The 19,435-nt window shown below is 38.7% G+C and carries 20 protein-coding genes; 15 read left to right on the forward strand and 5 right to left on the reverse strand.

Annotation, left to right across the window (positions count from 1 at the left end; all coding sequences use genetic code 11):
• The first annotated feature begins 98 nt into the window (after positions 1 to 98).
• The 4 genes from DVB69_RS09395 (at position 99) to DVB69_RS09410 (ending at position 3,878) form a co-directional block, all read left to right on the forward strand.
• Positions 99 to 887, forward strand: coding sequence for a DUF3885 domain-containing protein (locus DVB69_RS09395; RefSeq protein ID WP_483315847.1), 789 nt, complete (start codon positions 99 to 101; stop codon positions 885 to 887).
• A gap of 105 nt (positions 888 to 992) precedes the next feature.
• On the forward strand, positions 993 to 1,352 hold the full coding sequence (locus DVB69_RS09400) for a class I SAM-dependent methyltransferase (protein ID WP_199562840.1): 360 nt from the start codon (positions 993 to 995) through the stop codon (positions 1,350 to 1,352).
• 666 nt (positions 1,353 to 2,018) lie between these two features.
• The gene (locus tag DVB69_RS09405; RefSeq protein WP_116018861.1) at positions 2,019 to 3,032 is read left to right on the forward strand and encodes an AraC family transcriptional regulator; all 1,014 of its coding nucleotides are present in this window, start codon (positions 2,019 to 2,021) and stop codon (positions 3,030 to 3,032) included.
• Between the two features lie 51 nt (positions 3,033 to 3,083).
• On the forward strand, positions 3,084 to 3,878 hold the full coding sequence (locus DVB69_RS09410) for an SDR family NAD(P)-dependent oxidoreductase (RefSeq protein WP_116018862.1): 795 nt from the start codon (positions 3,084 to 3,086) through the stop codon (positions 3,876 to 3,878).
• A gap of 241 nt (positions 3,879 to 4,119) precedes the next feature.
• On the opposite strand, the gene phnE (DVB69_RS09415) is transcribed toward DVB69_RS09410, so the two are convergent.
• The 4 genes from phnE (DVB69_RS09415) to DVB69_RS09430 all read right to left on the reverse strand — a co-directional run bounded on the left by phnE (DVB69_RS09415) (position 4,120) and on the right by DVB69_RS09430 (position 7,624).
• Positions 4,120 to 4,926, reverse strand: a complete 807-nt coding sequence (gene phnE, locus DVB69_RS09415) for a phosphonate ABC transporter, permease protein PhnE (protein ID WP_116018863.1) — start codon at positions 4,924 to 4,926, stop codon at positions 4,120 to 4,122.
• A gap of 11 nt (positions 4,927 to 4,937) precedes the next feature.
• Positions 4,938 to 5,741 carry a phosphonate ABC transporter, permease protein PhnE gene (gene phnE, locus DVB69_RS09420; protein WP_116019254.1) on the reverse strand — a complete coding sequence of 268 codons (804 nt, stop codon included), beginning with the start codon at positions 5,739 to 5,741 and terminating at the stop codon, positions 4,938 to 4,940.
• Positions 5,742 to 5,743: 2 nt separating this feature from the next.
• Positions 5,744 to 6,505: a phosphonate ABC transporter ATP-binding protein gene (gene phnC / locus DVB69_RS09425; protein WP_116018864.1), complete on the reverse strand. Its 762-nt coding sequence runs from the start codon at positions 6,503 to 6,505 to the stop codon at positions 5,744 to 5,746.
• Positions 6,506 to 6,568: 63 nt separating this feature from the next.
• Positions 6,569 to 7,624, reverse strand: a complete 1,056-nt coding sequence (locus DVB69_RS09430) for a phosphate/phosphite/phosphonate ABC transporter substrate-binding protein (protein WP_116018865.1) — start codon at positions 7,622 to 7,624, stop codon at positions 6,569 to 6,571.
• A gap of 130 nt (positions 7,625 to 7,754) precedes the next feature.
• Between DVB69_RS09430 and DVB69_RS09435 the strand changes: the two genes are divergently transcribed.
• The 10 genes from DVB69_RS09435 (at position 7,755) to thrS (ending at position 16,734) form a co-directional block, all read left to right on the forward strand.
• Positions 7,755 to 9,296: a bifunctional metallophosphatase/5'-nucleotidase gene (locus DVB69_RS09435; RefSeq protein WP_116018866.1), complete on the forward strand. Its 1,542-nt coding sequence runs from the start codon at positions 7,755 to 7,757 to the stop codon at positions 9,294 to 9,296.
• A gap of 767 nt (positions 9,297 to 10,063) precedes the next feature.
• On the forward strand, positions 10,064 to 10,468 hold the full coding sequence (locus tag DVB69_RS09445; protein WP_116018868.1) for a hypothetical protein: 405 nt from the start codon (positions 10,064 to 10,066) through the stop codon (positions 10,466 to 10,468).
• A 228-nt stretch (positions 10,469 to 10,696) separates the two neighbouring features.
• A complete protein-coding gene (locus tag DVB69_RS09450; RefSeq protein ID WP_116018869.1) occupies positions 10,697 to 10,957 on the forward strand; it encodes a hypothetical protein in 261 nt (86 codons plus the stop codon).
• A 124-nt stretch (positions 10,958 to 11,081) separates the two neighbouring features.
• The gene (locus tag DVB69_RS09455) at positions 11,082 to 11,306 is read left to right on the forward strand and encodes a DUF3953 domain-containing protein (protein ID WP_116018870.1); all 225 of its coding nucleotides are present in this window, start codon (positions 11,082 to 11,084) and stop codon (positions 11,304 to 11,306) included.
• 114 nt (positions 11,307 to 11,420) lie between these two features.
• The gene (locus DVB69_RS17940; RefSeq protein WP_370452969.1) at positions 11,421 to 11,600 is read left to right on the forward strand and encodes a DUF4083 domain-containing protein; all 180 of its coding nucleotides are present in this window, start codon (positions 11,421 to 11,423) and stop codon (positions 11,598 to 11,600) included.
• 103 nt (positions 11,601 to 11,703) lie between these two features.
• Positions 11,704 to 11,937: a hypothetical protein gene (locus DVB69_RS09465; protein WP_116018872.1), complete on the forward strand. Its 234-nt coding sequence runs from the start codon at positions 11,704 to 11,706 to the stop codon at positions 11,935 to 11,937.
• Between the two features lie 109 nt (positions 11,938 to 12,046).
• The gene (locus DVB69_RS09470) at positions 12,047 to 12,862 is read left to right on the forward strand and encodes a lipid II flippase Amj family protein (protein ID WP_116018873.1); all 816 of its coding nucleotides are present in this window, start codon (positions 12,047 to 12,049) and stop codon (positions 12,860 to 12,862) included.
• Between the two features lie 657 nt (positions 12,863 to 13,519).
• Positions 13,520 to 14,335: an alpha/beta fold hydrolase gene (locus DVB69_RS09475; RefSeq protein WP_116018874.1), complete on the forward strand. Its 816-nt coding sequence runs from the start codon at positions 13,520 to 13,522 to the stop codon at positions 14,333 to 14,335.
• Between the two features lie 105 nt (positions 14,336 to 14,440).
• Positions 14,441 to 14,830, forward strand: coding sequence for a YhfM domain-containing protein (locus DVB69_RS09480; RefSeq protein WP_116018875.1), 390 nt, complete (start codon positions 14,441 to 14,443; stop codon positions 14,828 to 14,830).
• A 707-nt stretch (positions 14,831 to 15,537) separates the two neighbouring features.
• Positions 15,538 to 16,734, forward strand: coding sequence for a threonine--tRNA ligase (gene thrS / locus DVB69_RS09485; protein WP_116018876.1), 1,197 nt, complete (start codon positions 15,538 to 15,540; stop codon positions 16,732 to 16,734).
• Positions 16,735 to 16,814: 80 nt separating this feature from the next.
• On the opposite strand, the gene DVB69_RS09490 is transcribed toward thrS, so the two are convergent.
• Complete coding sequence (locus DVB69_RS09490) at positions 16,815 to 18,890, reverse strand: S9 family peptidase (RefSeq protein ID WP_116018877.1); 2,076 nt, start codon at positions 18,888 to 18,890, stop codon at positions 16,815 to 16,817.
• A 255-nt stretch (positions 18,891 to 19,145) separates the two neighbouring features.
• Between DVB69_RS09490 and DVB69_RS09495 the strand changes: the two genes are divergently transcribed.
• A complete protein-coding gene (locus DVB69_RS09495; RefSeq protein WP_116018878.1) occupies positions 19,146 to 19,421 on the forward strand; it encodes a hypothetical protein in 276 nt (91 codons plus the stop codon).
• The last annotated feature ends 14 nt before the right edge of the window (positions 19,422 to 19,435 follow it).

Raw genomic sequence — 19,435 nt, forward strand, 5'->3', positions numbered from 1 at the left:
GTCACCTCATGAATCAGTCGCTTTAAATCCAATGAAACAGAACGAACAAGAAAAACTAAAAGAAATTACGATTAAATAAGTAATCTACGAGAATATACATATGCGACAACTATCTTGACAAACACCGGACTGAAGATAATATGTTTGGAAATAACACGCCAGAGTATCTTGGTGATTTATTAAGTAAACAAAATATTGAAGAGGAAATTTTGTACGATATAGATGAGGATTATGACGAATTAACAGGTAAAACAATGGAAATGAAAAATGAATTCAAAGTGAAATTTGTCTACTCGGGATTAAAGTCGATTAGCTACAGAGAAATACTGAAAGGCATAGGGAATTATGAGCAAGGAAGAGATCCTTCTATTGGCGAATCTGTATACTTTATTAGCACAGAAAATGACGTAGTATTTCATATGTATGACGATCGTGGATGTGACGTTTTCGGCTTAAATAAAGGTACTCTTGCACCCGTATACCATAATTTTAGAAAGTGGATTTTAGACTATAACCGTATTGAAATAGACAATGCTTTTGAAGAAGGTTTATATAATTATTTTGAAAATCCAGAGGAGAAAGAAGAGAGGGTTAGAGCCAACGAGATAAAAGTAGAAGAAACTAAAATTGATTTATTTCAGGACAATACATGTCACATCACTCATTCTCTTGTCATACCGAATGACAGGACAGAAGAGTGTATAAATGAAATATCTGAAACAGGATTTAATGTTTTTGTGGATATTAAAAATTGCGAGTGTACAAATTTAAAAGTGACAAAAACAGAAGCTTTGGCAGTTATTGATTATCAAACTGAGCTTATGTCTTTATATTCAAAGAAGTATGAAGGCGAGTATATGGGGTGGTCTGTGAGAAAAGCTTTTTAGTTAAAAAAAGCGTTTTCAACTAAAGAGGGCTATTCATGCATAAGAGAAGCACAATAATAGTGCAAGATAAAAAATGGAAAGATAAGCTGAATTGGAGGGGTATTTGTGGGGGGAAGTATTTTAAATTACGAAGACTTATTGGAAATGTTAGATGATGAACTTCGAGAACCTAAACAATTTTGGGAGGACTTTTATGCAGACAGAACAAAAAATATTCCTTTCTTCAAAGTAAAAGGACCTGATGAGAATTTAGTTGAATATTTTAGTAAGGGGCTTTCGCTTAAACGGGTTCTGGAACTAGGGGCTGGACCTGGGAGAAATTCTATTTATATGGCTAAGCAAGGGAGTAATGTGAGTGCATTAGATCTTTCCGATAAAGCGATTGAATGGGCAAAAGAAAGGGCGGATGAAGAAGGAGTAAATCTTGATTTTCATTGCGTGTCCTTATTTGATTTTGAATTTTAGAAAGATGAAAAAGCCTGCACAATCAGATGATTTATTCGGTGAGGATTTTTTATGGACGAGTTTAATGCAAATTAAAAGTTAAGGTTCTTATAAAAGTACCGAGTAACAGAGGCTTTAACTGAATGAAAGTTGTCCCAGAATTGGCCATTCTATTTTATTGATGGAGGTGTATTTATTGCTGGTTGCCATTATCACTTCATCAGTATGCTTGTTAATCGGTGTAGTTACTTTCACAATTGCTTTAGTAAAAAGAAGCAAAAGAGTACTGTAAATTCAAAATGAATACTGTCTAACTTCTATTGTTCCTTAATAGGGGGGCCAGTTGAAGAAGTAGGACCGTTTCTTTTATTGGTATTTTTCAACGTAATTAAGGTGGCATAACTTCCTAACTTTGAAGTTTTACCACCCTAATTGTAAGTGTCGGTTAATTCAGGTTTTTATCAATAACCTGAAAATCGTAAGAGAGTGAAGAGGGTTTTTGTATTAGTGTACTCTATTTATCGCAGCAAGGGTACCTGTTACTAATCACATATTTGGCGTGATTAGCAATGTGAGTGTCGTCCTCTGCTAGTTACAGAATGACAATGGGGAGTTACTATTATAACTATCCCGGCAAGACACACTCTTAATAAATGCTTGTATAGATAGCTAAAGGAGGCGGTAGGTATGACGATTAATAGTCGTATTAAAATGCCGTTAGGATTTTGGGATGGGCTACGTCAATTAGGAATTTCAGCTCGGGACGTGGTTCGAAAAGCAGGACTACCGCTCACAATTATTACTGAATCAGTTGTTACTACTGCACAGTACTTCGCAATATGGCAGGCGTATTCGGATCTCATGGATGACACTTCCAAAGGAATCGTTAAGCTGGCGACCGCCTTTGAAACAACACATTATCCACCGTCAGTATTAACGGCCTACCACGCTCGGGACTACCGCGATGCTTTAAACAGAATGGCCCGGTACAAACAACTGTGTCCTCCTGAAAAATTACGAATTATTGAGGAAGGCGAGCACTGTGAAATCGAACTGGAATGGTCGCATACCCAACAACCAGGTCCGCCGATACTAGTGGGTATTACGATGGCGTTTCTCTTGGAGCTAGGGCGTCGTGGCACAGATCAATCGTTAAAGGCGTATTCCGTCGAATTATCACACCCAGTGGGCGATGTGCAGACACTTGAAAATTACTTTGGATGCCCTGTTCAGATAGGTTCGGATCGCAATCGCTTGACGCTATATAGAAGAGATTTGGATCGGTTTTTTGTTTCGTATAATGCAGAGTTATTGGAGATTCTGACTCCCGTACTGGATCAATCGATAGGTGAGCAACAACATAACCGCTCAATTACAGAGATGGTCAAGTGGATCATAAAACAAAGCCTAGCAGGAGGTCGCCCAGACATTCAGACTATTGCTAGAGAAATCGGCATGGGCAATCGTACTTTGCAGCGCCGTCTTTCAGAAGAAGGGACAAGTTTCAAGAGTCTGTTGACTCAAACACGACATGATCAGGCACGAGAGTACTTGAGAGATTCCTCGCTTGATATTAAAGAAGTGGCATTTCTGATTGGATACGAAGACCAAAACTCGTTCTATCGCGCTTTCCACCTTTGGGAAGGTGATACTCCTTCAAACTGGCGTATGGAACAATTAGGTACTAGCTCAATCAATTAATTTCATCTTATAAGTGAGTGTTCGAAAATGGATAAAAAGGGGAAATATAGAATGGATATGGGATTAAACAATAAAACAGCATTAGTTACAGGGTCGACGAAAGGTATAGGTAAAGCAATTGCTATTGAACTTGCTAAAGAAGGTGTTAATGTTCTAATTAATGGACGGAATTATGAAGAGGTAGAACAAATTGTAAATGAAATTAAATTCGATTTTCCTGCTACGTCTCCTCAAAATGCTACAGCTGATATTGTGGATGTTCAACAAAGAGAGAATTTATTCGAAAAGTACCCCGATATTGATATTTTAGTTAACAATATGGGTATTTATGGAATTATGCAATATGAGGACGTTGACGATGAAGTATGGATTAAATACTTTCGTACTAATGTTCTCGCTGCAAATGGATTATCTAAATTTTATTTACCTAAAATGATGAATAGTGATTATGGCCGCATCATCTTTATCGCGAGTGAAGAAGCAATTATGCCATCGGGACAAATGCCTCAGTATTGTATGACAAAGTCCATGCTATTATCCTTGTCAAAAAGCTTATCTAAATTAACAGTAGGAAAAGAAGTTACTGTCAATACAATCATGCCAGGACCAACGTTGTCTGAAAATGTACAGCAAATAATAGAGGGGATTTACACCAATGAAGATATGACTTTTTCGGAAAAAGAGAAAGACTTTATGACTAAAAATCTACCCCAATCTGAAATACAGCGATTTATTAAGCCAATTGAAATAGGTAGACTCGCTACATTTGTATGTAGTCCTTATGCGTCCGCATTTAAAGGGTCCCCAATCCGTATGGACGGGGGAATGGTACCGACTATTTTTTAATAATTTTCTATTTAGAGAATTAGAGAAAAGAAAAGAAAAGAAAAAGGTTCCTATGTAAGAAACTTTCGTGTTTGTTTAAAATACATGTCTGTTTCACACACAGGTACCTTTCAATTTATACCTACGCCTATTATTAGTGATAGGTACCTCGACCTCACACAAATCAAAAAAACAAAAAGGAGAACGAGTCTTTTGAGACATCGTTCTCCCTTTTTTTGCTTAATTTACAGGTTAAAATAAATTAGCCACGAACAATTGTATTGCGGATTTTATTGGATAAAAACTCCACGAATAATATTAAGACCATCAAGCCGATTAGTATTGAACCTACTTCGGACCATTTGTAAGCATTCATCGCAAATATTAGTGGGGCTCCGATACCGCCTGCGCCTACTAATCCGAGGATGGCTGCATCTCGTAAATTCATATCAAATCTATAAATAGCGACTGATATAAACATGGCGAATAATTGCGGGATGATACCGTAACGGATCTTTTCGAAAGGTGTACATCCGATGGATTCTAGGGATTCGAGTATGTTTACTTCCAAATCTTCAATGATATCCACGAAAAGTTTGGAAAGCATACCAATGGAGACCAATGCCATCGTCATAACACCCGCAAACGGCCCAGGTCCTGTTACACGAATAAACATTAACCCGTATACAATTGCAGGGATGGTTCGGACGAAAATTAAAAATAGACGAATGATAAAAGCAACCGGTTTCGGGACGATATTAGATGCTGACAAGAAAGCGAGTGGGATAGCCAGGATCGTTCCGATAATTGTTCCTAAGAAGGCGATTGCCATTGTTTCTAACAGGAGATAGGGAACACCGGTTTTGTTAAAGGTGAAAAGTAATTCTGTGTTCGGTGTTACAATCCCATGCAAAATATTTTGTGCGATTGCCAAACCGTTACTTGTAAAGTTGGATAAATCGATGGCAGTCAAAGACCACACGAGAAAGACGATTACAATAACAGCGGTGATCACATTTTGCACAGTGCGTTTAGGCTCTTTCAATAAATGCTTTTCAATAATATCCATTGTGACCACCTTTATAATAATTTCTTTCTTATATATTCACTAATCGTTTCGATTATAAATACTGTGGCAGCGAGCAACAGCAAAATCATTCCGACATTAGCGTAATTACGCCATCCAAGGCTTTCATTGAGCATTAAACCGATACCGCCAGCGCCAACATATCCTAGAATGGCAGCATACCTCACATTTCCCTCGAAACAAAAGATAGCGTTTGATAGATAGTTCGGCAGTATCTGAGGAATAATTGCATATCGGAATGCTGAAACGGTGGAGTGACCCATAGACTGCATCGCTTCAAATGCCTTTAAATCCGCATTCTCTATCTGCTCATATAACAGCTTTCCGATATAAGCAATAGTAAAGATGAAAATTGCGATAGTACCTGCAGTTGTTCCAATACCAAATATAAATGTTGCAATCAACGCAGCTACCAAAGTAGGGAGTGTGCGTAATAAACTCAATATAAATTTGGTTGCAACGACTACAGTCTTATTTTTACTCATGTTGGAAGATGCAAAATAGGCGAGTGGCAATGCAAACACAGCACCTAGTATTGAGCCTAGCAGTGACATTTTAATGGTGTCGAATAGTGGTTTCCAAAGTTTGCTTATGTAATCCCAGTTGGGCGGGACCATGTCAACTAGAATGACCCAAAACTGCCCTATGCGCTTGGTTAACACCTGCAAGTTAAACCCTGTAATCTGGACAGAATAATAGCAGCAAATGAGAAGGACTACAATGATCAATGGAGTCTTTGAGCGCTTTACCGGAACTGTTTTTCCATTTGGCAATGTAATGGACTTAGCTTTTAAGATGTTCAATTGCCCTTCAGCTCCTCTTCAAGCTTCCCATTATAGATGTGATCCAAAATTTCGTTGGTTACTTCAGTTGCCGGACCATCGTAGACAATTTCACCACTTCGGATGCCGACGACTCGAGTCGCATACTCTAACGCCAAATCGACATGGTGGATATTAATGACAATAGTCATATTCAGTTCCTTGTTGATCCGTTGAAAGTCTGTCATGACTTGTTTTGCTGTTATCGGATCGAGGGAAGCAACGGGCTCATCTGCTAAGATGATACTTGGATTTTGAGCAAGTGTACGGGCTAACGCAACACGTTGCTGCTGTCCACCGGAAAGCTGATCGACACGGATGAAAGCTTTATCCAAAATATTTACCCTATCAAGTGCTTCCAATGCACCAATCTTTTGCTGCTTTGTATATACACCAAGAATCTTCCGCCATAGCGGCATATCAGGTACAAATGAAACAAGGACATTTTTAAATGAGGATATACGATTAACGAGGTTAAAGGATTGGAAAATCATGCCGATTCCTCTGCGCAATTTACGAATTTGTTTGCCCTTCAGTTTTGATACATCAACATTGTTAACGAATAGGGAACCGCTCGAAATATCATGCATTCGGTTCACACAGCGCAATAGAGTGGATTTTCCTGCTCCCGATAACCCGATAACTGCTACAAATTCGCCTTGTTCAATCGTTAGATTTATATTATTTAATGCTATAAAGCCATTGTCGTATTTCTTTTCTACGTTTTGGAATTTTATCATGTGGAATCTACAACCTTTGCTAAAAAAAGGAACACCAAGGTGTCCCTTATTTTTGTTTTTTATTTAGTTTGAACTAAGTTCTTGGACTAGCTCTTGTGCTTTTCGTTCATTGTCATAGTCCGAGTCTTTTGCATTTTGATAGCCGTCATGGCTATAGATGGCAATGACTTCTTTGCCTTCTTCAGAATTCCCGATATTGATAAATGCTTTTTGGAGTGCAGTTTTCAAGTCATCATTCATGATGTCTGAGTTTTTGCTTACACTAACAGTATCGTTGTAAATCGCAGGCATTACGCCGATTACATCGGTTTCATCCCAAATACTATTTTTCCGATCGAACTCAGATGTCCAATTTTCTTCAAAATCGATCCGTGCATCAGCATACGTTACGAGTACGTCTGTTTGATCTGCAGCTAGACGGGCAAATGCACTTCCATATGAATCAGCCTGAACAACTTTAGACAAATCGGTAATCGTTTTTCCGAAATGCTCATCTAACCATAGAGCCGGATAAATATAACCTGCTGGAGAAGATGATGACATCACGTTCCAACTAACATTGTCTAAATCTTCGAAAGCTAATTTCTCTCCGTTATTCACTTTATCAGCAAGTGCTCTACCTTTTTCGGATGGGCCAGCAATGAGAAGTGCGCGGTAAGAGTTCGCTTGTGTATCCGACTTTTCTGTTGGTTTGTTTTTATTCCACTCGGCTGGATCATCGGAATCAAGGCTTAAACCGGCACGAGTTGCTGTCAAAATGACTTCAGCACCATCATCATAGAGTACATATGTACCACCAGGAATTAAACCGATGTCAGTTGTACCTGCGGATAATGCTTCACCGACAGCTTCATAGTTTGTCCCCACTGTAATCTCGACTTCGTTTACATCATAGCCTTGATCGTGTAGCTGTGATTTCAAAAGTTCTTTAAGTGGCTCAGTTGCAGTAATAATTTCTTCCGGATCACGAGATGGAACGAAAGCAATAGAAAGTTTGTCGATTTTCTTATCATCATCATCACTACCACTACCACTACCAGATTTCTTGTCATCAGATCCGCATGCAGCTAGAGCAATGCCCATTACGAGTACGAGCATCAACATAACTATCTTCTTCATAATCTACCTCCTAAATTTGGAATACTAGACCATTATAAGATACTTTGATAAAATCGGAAAGTAAAGATTGTGTAAATTTATATATTTGAGTAAACTATGAATTTTAAAACTATGAATATTGAGGTGCTCAATGAAAAGAATTTCTGTTTTAGTGACGAGCGATGTACATGGATATATCATGCCGACGGACTTTTCAGGTGAGTCGGAGTTGCCGCTAGGGTTAGGAAAACTGGCAACCGTCATTGGAGAAGAACGAGACAATAATTCGGTATTATTAATTGAAAATGGAGATTTTATCCAAGGAAGCCCGCTAACATATTATGAGCAAAGCTTTACGGATGGAAAAGATAATTCAGTGATTGGTTTAGCGAATGCACTTCACTACGATCTTGCGGTATTCGGCAACCATGAATTCAACTTCGGATTGCCTGTATTAAATAAAGTGGTGGAAGAATCTGATTATCCATGGCTTGCAGCAAACATCAAACGTAAAGATGGAGCGTACTTTACAAAGCCTTATATTTTGAAAGAAATCGATGGTGTCAACATTGCTATTGTTGGTGTCACAACACAATTCGTCCCGATTTGGGAAGCGGAGCCTAACATAGAAGGACTAATTTTCGAGGATGCCTTTGAAGCCGCGAAAAGAGAAGTCGAATGGCTACATGATAATCATCAGGTAGACGTTATGATCATTGCTTATCATGGTGGATTCGAGTGTGACCTGGAAACGGGGGAAGTCCTCGAATCTACACGTGAGAACGTTGGTTATCAAATTTGTAAAGAAATTGATGGTGTGGATGTTGTCATTACAGGTCATCAACATCGTGAAATTGCCCAGCATCTATTTGGTAAAGCTGTCGTACAGCCAGGAACGAAAGGTGTTTGTCTGGGCAAAATTGAGTTAACCATAAATGATAGTGGAAAGTTGGAAAAAGCGGAGCCATCCCTTGTCTATATGGATGATGTCCCGTTAAACGGAGCTATAAAAGAGTTGATAGTGCCGATTCACGAGGAAACGGAGAAGTGGTTAGACAAAAACATCGGAAAAATAGAAGGGGATCTACTCATTAGTAGTCCTTTTATTGCAAGATTAGAAGGGCATCCATATGTCGAATTTATTAACCGTGTTCAAAATGAAGTAGCAGGCACGTCTATTTCATGTATGGCAATCTTTAATGATGTATGTCTCGGGTTTAATCCGAATGTAACAATGCGGGATATCGTAACGAATTATATCTTCCCGAATACGTTAAAGGTGCTACAAGTAAAGGGGACATATATTATACAAGCACTTGAGCAATCGGCGTCCTATTTTACATTGGATAAGGGCGTTCCTATAGTATCGGATGATTTTCTAATACCGAAAGAACAACCTTTCAATTACGATCTCTGGAGTGGTATCGATTATACGATTGATCTGCGGAATGAGGTAGGGAGGCGTGTTGTTGAAGTACTTTATAATGGAAAGCCGTTGCAACTTGATGATACATATGAAGTTGTCATGAATAATTATAGGTCTACCGGCGCGGGGAATTTTGAGTACTTCAGGGATTGTCCTGTTGTAAAAGACATTCAGGTGGATATGACGGAACTGATAGCGGATTATTTTGTGAAGCATGGAACCGTTTCAGCAAAACCGATGCAGAATATGAAGATTTTATATGAATGAGAGGAAACACATGCCTCTTTTATGAAAGGGACATTGTTCTTTTTTGAATTTCCTGGAAACTATCTGATTTTGGGTGCCTATGGAATAAATATTGGAGATCATCACAATTGTAAAGCCCCCAACTGTTTTGTAAGATGGGGGCTATTTAGGTGGAGAGGGTACATATGATACAAAGATTCTTTAATACTTATAAATGGACAATTCTGGTATAATACAAGTGAAAGTAATTAATCATGGTATTCAATTAACGCGTGGAATCATCACATAAACATGCGTGACCGGGGAGAGATTTGTATGTGGAGTTTTAGCACATTTAAAGACAAACGTTATTGGATCCTATTAATACCAGCTAGTATTTTTTTAATATTGTTTGCATTTTTCACCCCTGACTATATTCTTGAAAGACCTTTTGTTGCACCAATAACAATACTTGCAAGTTCAGTTTTGTTCTGGTCTACATACCACCTTTGGAAATATTTTGGTGATAAAAAGAAGGAGGATCATGAGGTCTGAAATTAAAAAAACTCCAGATTAGTTCCTTCTTGTGGCGATTTATTATACGGAGTAATAATATATTGATTGTGTTAACGGACCCTTTATCAATTGTAGCTAAATATTATTTCATGGTGAGCATTTTCTATGTTGTTTGTATGAAATAATACGTTCCACAGGAATTGCCTCCGATCTACATAAGGGACAGTTGAGCGAATGACGCTGTCAGAATTTCATTATCGTTTTATTGAATTTATAAAGTAGGAGGTCAATCTATGTTTAAAGTGATTATTTTAATTCTTTTTTTAATTTCCATGTACCTACTACTTTTGAAAGAAAAGCGGATTGTCAGGGTTTTACTGATTCTTTACTTTACTTTGATATCCGCCCTGCTTTTAACCGGAATCTCTAAAATTACGGAGGAGTATCATCTGTATCGAGGACCGGTTCCTGATGAGGGATTTCGAGCCTTGGGTGACTGGGTAGGCCTGTTTTCATATTTCTTCATTATCCCGGTGTTTGTTGTCGTCGCCTATGTAACGTTTAAAGTAGCGAAGCGAATAATTCAAAATAATAGAGTACGAATTGCTGTCTATCTATTGTGGCTGATGTTCCTCCTTGCAATCAGCTTTGTTTCCTTTTTTATCTTTACGCTGATTTTCTATGGTTTTGCACCTTGATGAATTCATGGGGATCTGGTGTAGGGGACGATACACGTCTGGCTAAGTCCATGTGTCTGACCAATGTTTTGGTGTCATGAAGTACTCAATTATTTATGGTCGGAGTTGCACACCGCAGCTCCATCGCAATTATAGGTTTTGAAAATCATTCCAGTTATTAAAGAAGAGTTGTGCATTAAACGGACCACTTTGGTGTATTACATATGTCGAATTTAGGAGGTCACATTCTTGAAAAGTAAACGTGGTTTAGGAATGCTTTCCTTTATTAGTTTGATTGTAGGTCTCGTTTTTATTTGTGTTTTTATTTTTACAGGTAATTTTCTCATTACAATGGCATTCGGATATATCCTTTTAGCACTCTCATTCGTTTTATCCTTGTTCAGCAGAAATGATAAATTTGGAAGAGTATCACTCTACGCTTTTCCATTAATCGCAACCATTTATTTATTGTTCTTCGGAGTCATGTATTTATTTTGGAATACACCATAATGCATTGACGCAGTCGGGGGCAAAACACGGATTAGACCTATGCATCAATCTAGGCTATTATATTAAAAATAGTTCAAAATTATATGGATAAACAAAACTTATTTAGGGATTTGGAGGAAGTGAAATGCTTAAAATAGTAGGAGTTATGTTATCAGTTATTGTTATTGCATTCGGGTGTTATGCTTTAATAACTGAAAATTTCGAGTTTATGCCACATATGCTTTTCTTCTTAGGCGTGTTACTAATGGGCTTGGGGGTTAGGGAACTAAAAGTAAAACGGACAACAAATGCAGTGGTTACTATCCTTGGGTCTGCTTTTATATTATTTGTCGCTATCTACACTTTTTAAAATAGAAGGGACGATATACGTAATGTATCGGTATTATTATGCAAGAATAAGGCTATTTAATTAGATTTTGATAAACATAATTGGAAGAGGTGAGTGACTTTGAATAGTATGAACATGGGTGATATTATGTTTTCAGTAATTACAATTTCATTGATAGTATTATTTTTCGTATCACTAGTATTGTTTTTTAGAAGAATGTTAATTAGTCAAAATAATAGAGCTGCAAACAATGCTAAAACAGAGCAGAAACTGGATAAAATAATTGAACTATTAGAACGAGATAGACCTAACTAATAGAGCGCTTATAGCTCGTCATCTGAGGCATGTGTTGAAGATGAATTGAGATTAAATTGAGTCGAATTGATTGATACTTAATTAAGTTAGTAGGTGATTTACGATGGAAAAGTTTTTATTGAAAACAGGAATATATTCATTTACTATTTCTTTCTTATTGCTATTTGTAGTTATACCTAGAGAAAAATACACGACGGATTTAAATGGAATGAGTTCGATTGAGGGAACCTCATATCCAGACTTCTTCTTTAATCTCGCACGATATTCCATAATAATTTCAATCATTGCGGTTGTAGTTATGTATTTTGTTAAGTTTAAAAAAGAGAAGAAAGACTGAATTGCTTTATGGAAAAAGGAGACAATCCTGAAATAAGGATCTGCTCCTTTTTAGTAAAAGGGCAATGTACAACGATATAAATAAATTATCAAAAAAGAAGGTGGTTGCGTTGGATTTTGTTACTGAGAAATTAATATATATAGCAATATTTATTTTTATCATTCATTCTATTGAAACACTGGCCTATGCTGTAAGACTATCTGGCGCACGAGTAAGAATGATCGCTTCAGCCTTATCCCTTTTTAATATCATGGTGATGTTTTCAAGATTGGCAAATATGATGCAGCAACCTTTTACTGGAAGCCTAATAGATAATGCTCCAAGTCATAATGCACAAGAGTTTGTAGAAACACAATTTCGTTTTCTTATAGGAGCTTCGACAGTTGGAACCGTTTTTGGAATGCTTTTACTGCCAACCTTTGTAGCCCTATTTTCAAGAGCTATCATTCATTTGTCGGAAGAAAAGGGTTCTGTTCCATCATTATTTAAAAGACTATTTTCTTTGCAATATATAAAACGGGGTATTACTCATTTCAGTTTACCTAAATTTTCATATCTGAAAGATACCAAGATCAAAGATATACCGGTAAGGTTATTCTTAATAAATATGATAATAACGGCAATATATACTATTGGCGTGTTATCTGCTTTATATGCAGCACTACTGACTCCAGAGCATGCATCAACAGCAATCATGGCGTCAGGTTTAATCAATGGTATGGCAACCATACTGTTAGTTATTTTCGTGGATCCCAAGGTCTCTGTAGTGGCTGACGATGTAGTGAATAAACGGGGGAATTATCAAACACTCAAAAATATTTCATTGATGATGGTTACGTCTAGGTTATTGGGCACGTTGTTAGCACAATTATTCTTTATACCTGGAGCAAAATACATTGCATGGTTTACACAATTTATAGTTTGAAAACCTTATACAAACGGGTGCAATTCTTTAACAAGGATTTTGCCCTTTTCAGTAAAAGGGCTAATTTCTTGGACAGATATTGTCGTGAAATTTGATTAGTTTGCTAGGAAGAATTCTGTAAAACTATAGCTCTTTCGCTCGTAACTAAAAGGAGATGGATGAATATGCAAGTGTTGTTAGGAATCTCATTCGTTTGTTTTCTTGCGTTGATGTTTAGTTTATTACTGAGTAATCAACAGAAGAAAATTCAAAGCAATAAGAGAATGGAACGGAAATTAGATTAGTTAATCACTTTTTTGGATAAGGAAACAGAAAAAAGCCAGTAGTCTCATAATGAGGATAGTAGTATTGTTATTACCCCTAAGGTGTGCTTTTGGAAATGCAATAGTAAGGGATCAAGTGTTTAGATAAGTACTCGATTAATTTTATGTAGGTGACGTCTTCTAGTGGGAATTTTAGTAGTGATGAATACTCTTTTGACGATTTGAAACAAAGGACAAATAAAATACATAATCGTCGAACTGAATAATATTATACAAAGAAATTAGGTTGATAGTAGCTGTGCTATTTGTTCTTTATAGCTGGTTGTTCGGTTAACGGGTGTAATAAAGGAACAGTTATAGTGCTTTTTACGGGCCTAATAAAGGGGATGAATTCATGGAATCCGGCTACTATGAGTGGGGCAACAGAAACAAACCGACTTTGGTGTTTTTACACGGTATGGGCTCAGCAGGACTGAGCTTCGGAGAATTGGCACAACTTATATTGAATGATTACCATGTTGTTTCTTTTGATTTACCAGGACATGGAGGAAAAGCTCCGTTGCCAAATGAGGAAGACTATAGTCCGGAAAATTTGGCACAAAGATTGAGCAAATCGATTAAGGCACTAGGGTTAACTGAAATTTTTCTTGTCGGACATTCATGGGGTGCACACCTCGCACTTTATGTGGCTGGGCATTCCCCTGAAATGGTCAAAGGACTAATCTTATTAGACGGGGGGTATTTTCAACAAGACTCAGACGGTGATTCACTGGCACAACAACTTAAAAATGTGGATACATTCACTGAACAAGTTCGATATGCTTCGTGGGAGGAGTTCCTTAAATCTGAGAAAGGGGATTCTCCACGATGGTCAAAGGAGATTGAAGCTGGACGTTTAGCGCAAGTTACTGAAATTGACGGTGAAATCCGACTGGCTATCTCTCCTTTTACAGCCAAAGCTGTGATTAAAGGAACTTATCAGCAACAGACAGCAACTATTTTCCCGAAGGTACTGTCCCCAGTGCTGTTAATGCGCAGCACGCTTCCCATAGAAGTAGAGGATGACCGTAGAACAGCAATTGAATATTTAGTTAGAAAAATTCCACAAGTTGAAGTGTATGCAATTCCGAACACAAGCCACGATATATATCGGGATGCACCAGAAACAATTGCCTGTAAAATAAACGAATGGATCAACCGGAAGTTATAGCAGGAAATATATACTTTCTGCAATTGGGCCATTAACAAGAAATTTCCTGAAAGTTGTAACTTAAATTGAAGATGACAGTCTAATGTTGTAAAAAGGGTGGGATTTGTGAAAAAAATATTTATTTTAATGGTCGCAATTGGATTAACATTAGCTGGTTGCTCGCAAAGACAGGTTAATAAATCAGAGGATGCACAAATTGAAAAAACAACTGAAATAAAATCTGAAACCCTTGCTACAACTAAGGTGATTTCTCTAGATTTAAATGGGGTAGAGGATAGAGAAGTTTTCTCAAAAGCCGTAAATGATTCAAAGCAAGAGCCTGGTATTGTCAATATGACAAATCCAGATTATAAATTTAGCATCGGTGAAGAATCGTATTTGCTGTGGATTACCAGTGATTCTGGAACAATAATGAGCACGAAAGATACGCACACGATTTACACATTAACGACAAATTCAGTTAAAGAAGTTTATGGAATCGTAAATAATGGATAAAGGCATTCGTATGCCCTATTAGGGGGCGAAACATTGGTTACATTATGCTTCGTCGTACTTGTAACTCCAAATACGATCACTTCTGAAATTAAAATTCAAATTCTTTCTTGACTTATCCAAAAACTCTCTCTATAATCCATAAACAAAGGTTCTTATCCATATATTTGCAACGAGAAGGACATGAATCACTCCACATTTTCGCTACCAGAAAACAAGGTCATTGGCTGGAAGCCTTGAGCGGAATCAAGTGATTTACCACCTTTCTGGCTAACGTGAGGAATTGCATTCGTGCATGAAATCATGTTCGGGAAACCGTTATCGACTTAAGCGCATGCCTGCATTTTTTGGCATGCGGAAACTTGGGTGGCACCACGACCGCATTCGTCCCTTTTACAGGGGAGGAGTGCGGTTTTTTTTAGTTGAATACTGAAAGCTATGACAAGGATACGAATTATTCTTGAGTTCTTACCAGAGAACAGGACCATCGGCTGAAAGTCCTGAAGACACGAGAGATAATTTACCGCCTTTAAGCTGACATAGAGAACCATGTAGTTACATGAAACTATGTTCGGGAAACCGTTATCGCAATGAAGTGCAGAAGCTGCTTTTTGGCATCTGCAAAATCAGGGTGGTACCACGACCGCATTCGTCCCTTTCCAGGGAGGAGTGCGGTTTTTTATATACAAAAATTCAGGAGGCGTTTAAACATGTCCATTCAATCAGAGGAAGAAATAAGAAATCATCGTAAACTCGGTCAAGAACTGGAATTATTCATGGCATCGGAGGAAGCTCCAGGAATGCCATTCTATTTGCCGAACGGAATGATACTGCGCAATGCTTTGGAAGACTATTGGAGAAAGGAACACCGTAAGGCGGGGTACGAAGAGATTAAGACTCCGATCATGATGAAACAAGAATTATGGGAGACTTCAGGACACTGGGATCATTACCAGGACAATATGTATTTTTCGGAAGTCGACAATCAGAAATATGCGCTTAAACCGATGAACTGTCCAGGAGCTATGTTGATATACAATCATAAGCGGCGTAGTTATCGAGAGTTGCCTATCAGATATGCCGAGTTAGGATTGGTTCATCGTCATGAGCTTTCGGGATCTTTGAATGGACTATTGAGAGTGCGGGCTTTCACACAAGACGATGCCCATCTATTTGTTCGGGAAGACCAAATTGAACCCGAAATCGATCGTGTTTTGGATCTCATTCACGACATGTATTCCAAGTTTGGATTTCGTTATGAGGTTGAACTGTCAACAAGACCAGAAAATTTCATGGGTTCGGTGGAGCTGTGGGATGAGGCGGAACAATCACTCGAAAATGTACTAAAGGAACGGGGGATGCCTTACACACTCAACGAAGGTGACGGCGCATTTTACGGACCCAAAATCGACTTCCATATACTCGACTCACTCGGCAGAAGCTGGCAGTGCGGCACGGTTCAATTGGATTTTCAAATGCCTCAAAAGTTCAATTGTCAGTATGTAGGTGAGGATAATTCCTTGCATCATCCGATTATTATTCATCGTGCTGTATTTGGTTCCATGGAAAGATTCCTTGCGATCTTAATTGAGCATTACGAAGGCGCATTTCCATTATGGTTGGCACCTGAACAGATTCGAATTTTACCAATTGCGGATGTTCATCTCGATTACGCTTTTGAAGTAAAACGTAAGCTTAATGAAAAAGGCTATCGTGCGGAAGTGGATGACCGTTCGGAAAAATTCGGATATAGAGTAAGGGATGCTGCGAAAGCCAAAATACCGTTTGCTTGGATTGTCGGGGATAAAGAAGTGGAGAATCAAGGGGTGTCTGTACGTAAACGGAAAGAAGGCGATCTTGGGCAACTATTGGTTGAGGCAGCGTTGAATCTGTTGGAAGGCGAATAAACCTTACTACTTCCTAATGACTACAAATATAAAAAGAGAGGAGAATAGCTAGATGCTTTCTCCTCCCATATATTACAGACTTATTGAACGGCATCCTGAACTTTTATCTCAGCATCTATTCCGATTTTATCCAACACAAACGCATATAACGCCGCTGCTTCCTTCAACTGATTGAAACGTCCTGACTCCCCGAAATGACCGGCGCCCATATTCGTTTTCATCACAATAATATGATCGTCTGTTTTCAGTTCTCTTAAGCGTGCGACCCATTTGGCGGGTTCCCAATAGCCGACGCGTGGATCGTTTAAACCAGTTGTTACATACAGATGAGGATAGTCTTTCGCTTCTACATTGTCATACGGACTGTAGGATTTCATATAGAAATACGCTTCCGATTCCCGCGGATCTCCCCATTCGTCCCATTCCAGTGTAGTGAGGGGAATGGTTGTGTCAAGCATTGTTGTGACAACATCGACGAACGGCACTTCAGGGACAATGACTTTAAACAGATCACCTGCCATATTCGCGACAGCACCAGCTAGCAATCCTCCCGCACTCCCACCGCGTGCTGCTAACTTTTCCGAAGTTGTGTAACCTTCTTCAATCAGAAACTTTGCAGCTGCAATAAAATCAGTGAATGTGTTGCGCTTGTTTTGCATTTTTCCGTCCTCATACCAATGTTTCCCCATTTCAGAGCCACCTCGCACTTGTGCTGTGGCCAATACGACTCCTCTTTCTAATGCAGGAATCCGATATGGACTGAAACGCGGGTCACTGTTAGCACCGTAGGATCCATACGCATACAGGATGACCGGAGCGGGACCATTGTCGAGTGCTCCTTCTTTATATAGTAGGTTTAATGGAACTTTGACTCCATCTTCCGCAGTTGCCCATAGTTGTTTTTGACGGAAGTTCGAAGAATCATATTCCCCACTAACAGGAGCCACTTGGAGACACTTTTTTACTCCATTAACGAGATTTAGCCCAAACGTCGTTTCAGGTGTAGTCATGGATTCGAAGCTGAGTAGCACTTCAGAAGCATCGTAACTTTGGTTGGATTTTACTGAAACGGAGTACAGTGGTTCTTCCCATTGAATCTGTTCCAACTGACCGTTTTTCAATTCCCAGATTTGAGTCAGTCCGTTTTCACGACCGGCGACAAGTAGTTTGTCCTGGAAAGGATACAGTGCTTGAAGATAACGATTCTCTTCATAGTCTGCGACATTTTCACGTGCATGTAGATCTTTTAAAGGACATCGGAGCAGCTGGAAGTTTTGTGCTTCTTCGTTCGATAGAATTAGCAAGTCCTCACCCCAGTGTTCGACGTCGTATTCAATCCCATCTTGTCGCGCATCGACTAGTTGCAAAGGTGAGAGTGGAGAATCTGCATCAATCAGACGGATCTCACTCGTCGTTTTCGAATTTGAATGAACAAAAATGTATTTACCGCTTTGAGCTTTGTTCATATAGAGGGTAAACGTCTCGTCTTTTTCTTCATAGAGCAGTTCATCCTGATTGGAGTCACTGCCTAAACGATGGCGCATGAGACGGCTAGGACGCTCATTGTCATCGACGGTAATGTAGAAAATATGCTCACCGCATCGGCTCCATTCCACACTACCGTAGATGAAGACGTCCTGAATCAGGTCGGGTAGAAGTTCACCTGTTTCCAGGTCTTTCACAAATATGGTATAGCGATCTGTCCCATCTCGATTTTCCAAATAAGCAAGAAGACGATGATCGTTAGTCCATTTAAGTGCTGTCACACTTAAATAGTCACTCTCCTTAGCTAGTTCGTTCAGGTCGAGCACTACTTCTTCGGGTGCTTCAGAAAGCAATTCACGGCTAGTAGCCTTTTTGCGTTGGTAGATTGGGTATTGTTTCGTTTTATCCAAACGGGAGTAGTAGAAGTAAGGTCCATGTTGTACGGGAACATCGACTTCTGATTCAGGTACACGGTCCACCATACGTTGATAAATCTCTTCGGTTTGTTCTTTGAGAGGCTCCATGATTTCTTTGTAATAACGGTTCTCGTCCTCTACATACTCAATGACTTCAGGATTATTGCGGTCATTCAGCCAATAATAGTCGTCTTCGCGCACATCGCCATGCAATTTATGGGGATGTGGGATACGTTTAGCAATAGGTAGTTTCATGAATTAAAATCTCCTTCCTTCCATATACGTAGTAGTTTCGCTATACACTAAGAAAACCCTCTTTTGTAAGAAGGCTCTGATTAATGGATGGTCTTGCTTTTGCAGTTTCTCTTTCCAGCAGTGAGGATAACTAATAAGTGCACGGTTACATTTTAAGATAAAAGAGTAGAGGGAACTAATAAAACTAAATTCTCTGTTGAATACATGAAAATTAGAAAAATGTAGGTTATAATCCAAATGGAAGGGGGATGAGGAATGATTAACCCACCAATAATAGAAAAAATTGAAGGGCTCGTGTTTATCATGTACTTGTCAGCTCTTTACTCGGGAACTAATGCAACATTTTCTTTTAAAGAGAAAGAACTATTAGTTAAATGGATTAATAGAGGCGAGGCAAAAAACACACGGGAAAAAGATCATCAAGACTTTATAACCGTAAAGGATACCCTTGATGAAAAACAGAAAAAATGGCTTCGAAATGCTTTAGAAATACACGAACCAGAACATAACTGGCATAAGCTTTTAATCTAAAGAAATTTGAACGA

This window comes from Sporosarcina sp. BI001-red, from assembly GCF_003384035.1.
In the GTDB taxonomy this organism is placed as follows: Bacteria; Bacillota; Bacilli; order Bacillales_A; family Planococcaceae; genus Sporosarcina.

Bases quoted from the DNA above. Each gene is read 5' to 3' on its own strand.
- DVB69_RS09405 (WP_116018861.1), top strand. From the start codon at position 2,019: ATGACGATTAATAGTCGTATTAAAATGCCGTTAGGATTTTGGGATGGG.
- DVB69_RS09410 (WP_116018862.1), top strand. From the start codon at position 3,084: ATGGATATGGGATTAAACAATAAAACAGCATTAGTTACAGGGTCGACG.
- phnE (WP_116018863.1), bottom strand. From the start codon at position 4,926: ATGGATATTATTGAAAAGCATTTATTGAAAGAGCCTAAACGCACTGTG.
- phnC (WP_116018864.1), bottom strand. From the start codon at position 6,505: ATGATAAAATTCCAAAACGTAGAAAAGAAATACGACAATGGCTTTATA.
- DVB69_RS09430 (WP_116018865.1), bottom strand. From the start codon at position 7,624: ATGAAGAAGATAGTTATGTTGATGCTCGTACTCGTAATGGGCATTGCT.
- DVB69_RS09435 (WP_116018866.1), top strand. From the start codon at position 7,755: ATGAAAAGAATTTCTGTTTTAGTGACGAGCGATGTACATGGATATATC.
- DVB69_RS09445 (WP_116018868.1), top strand. From the start codon at position 10,064: ATGTTTAAAGTGATTATTTTAATTCTTTTTTTAATTTCCATGTACCTA.
- DVB69_RS09455 (WP_116018870.1), top strand. From the start codon at position 11,082: ATGCTTAAAATAGTAGGAGTTATGTTATCAGTTATTGTTATTGCATTC.
- DVB69_RS17940 (WP_370452969.1), top strand. From the start codon at position 11,421: ATGGGTGATATTATGTTTTCAGTAATTACAATTTCATTGATAGTATTA.
- DVB69_RS09465 (WP_116018872.1), top strand. From the start codon at position 11,704: ATGGAAAAGTTTTTATTGAAAACAGGAATATATTCATTTACTATTTCT.
- DVB69_RS09475 (WP_116018874.1), top strand. From the start codon at position 13,520: ATGGAATCCGGCTACTATGAGTGGGGCAACAGAAACAAACCGACTTTG.
- thrS (WP_116018876.1), top strand. From the start codon at position 15,538: ATGTCCATTCAATCAGAGGAAGAAATAAGAAATCATCGTAAACTCGGT.
- DVB69_RS09490 (WP_116018877.1), bottom strand. From the start codon at position 18,890: ATGAAACTACCTATTGCTAAACGTATCCCACATCCCCATAAATTGCAT.
- DVB69_RS09495 (WP_116018878.1), top strand. From the start codon at position 19,146: ATGATTAACCCACCAATAATAGAAAAAATTGAAGGGCTCGTGTTTATC.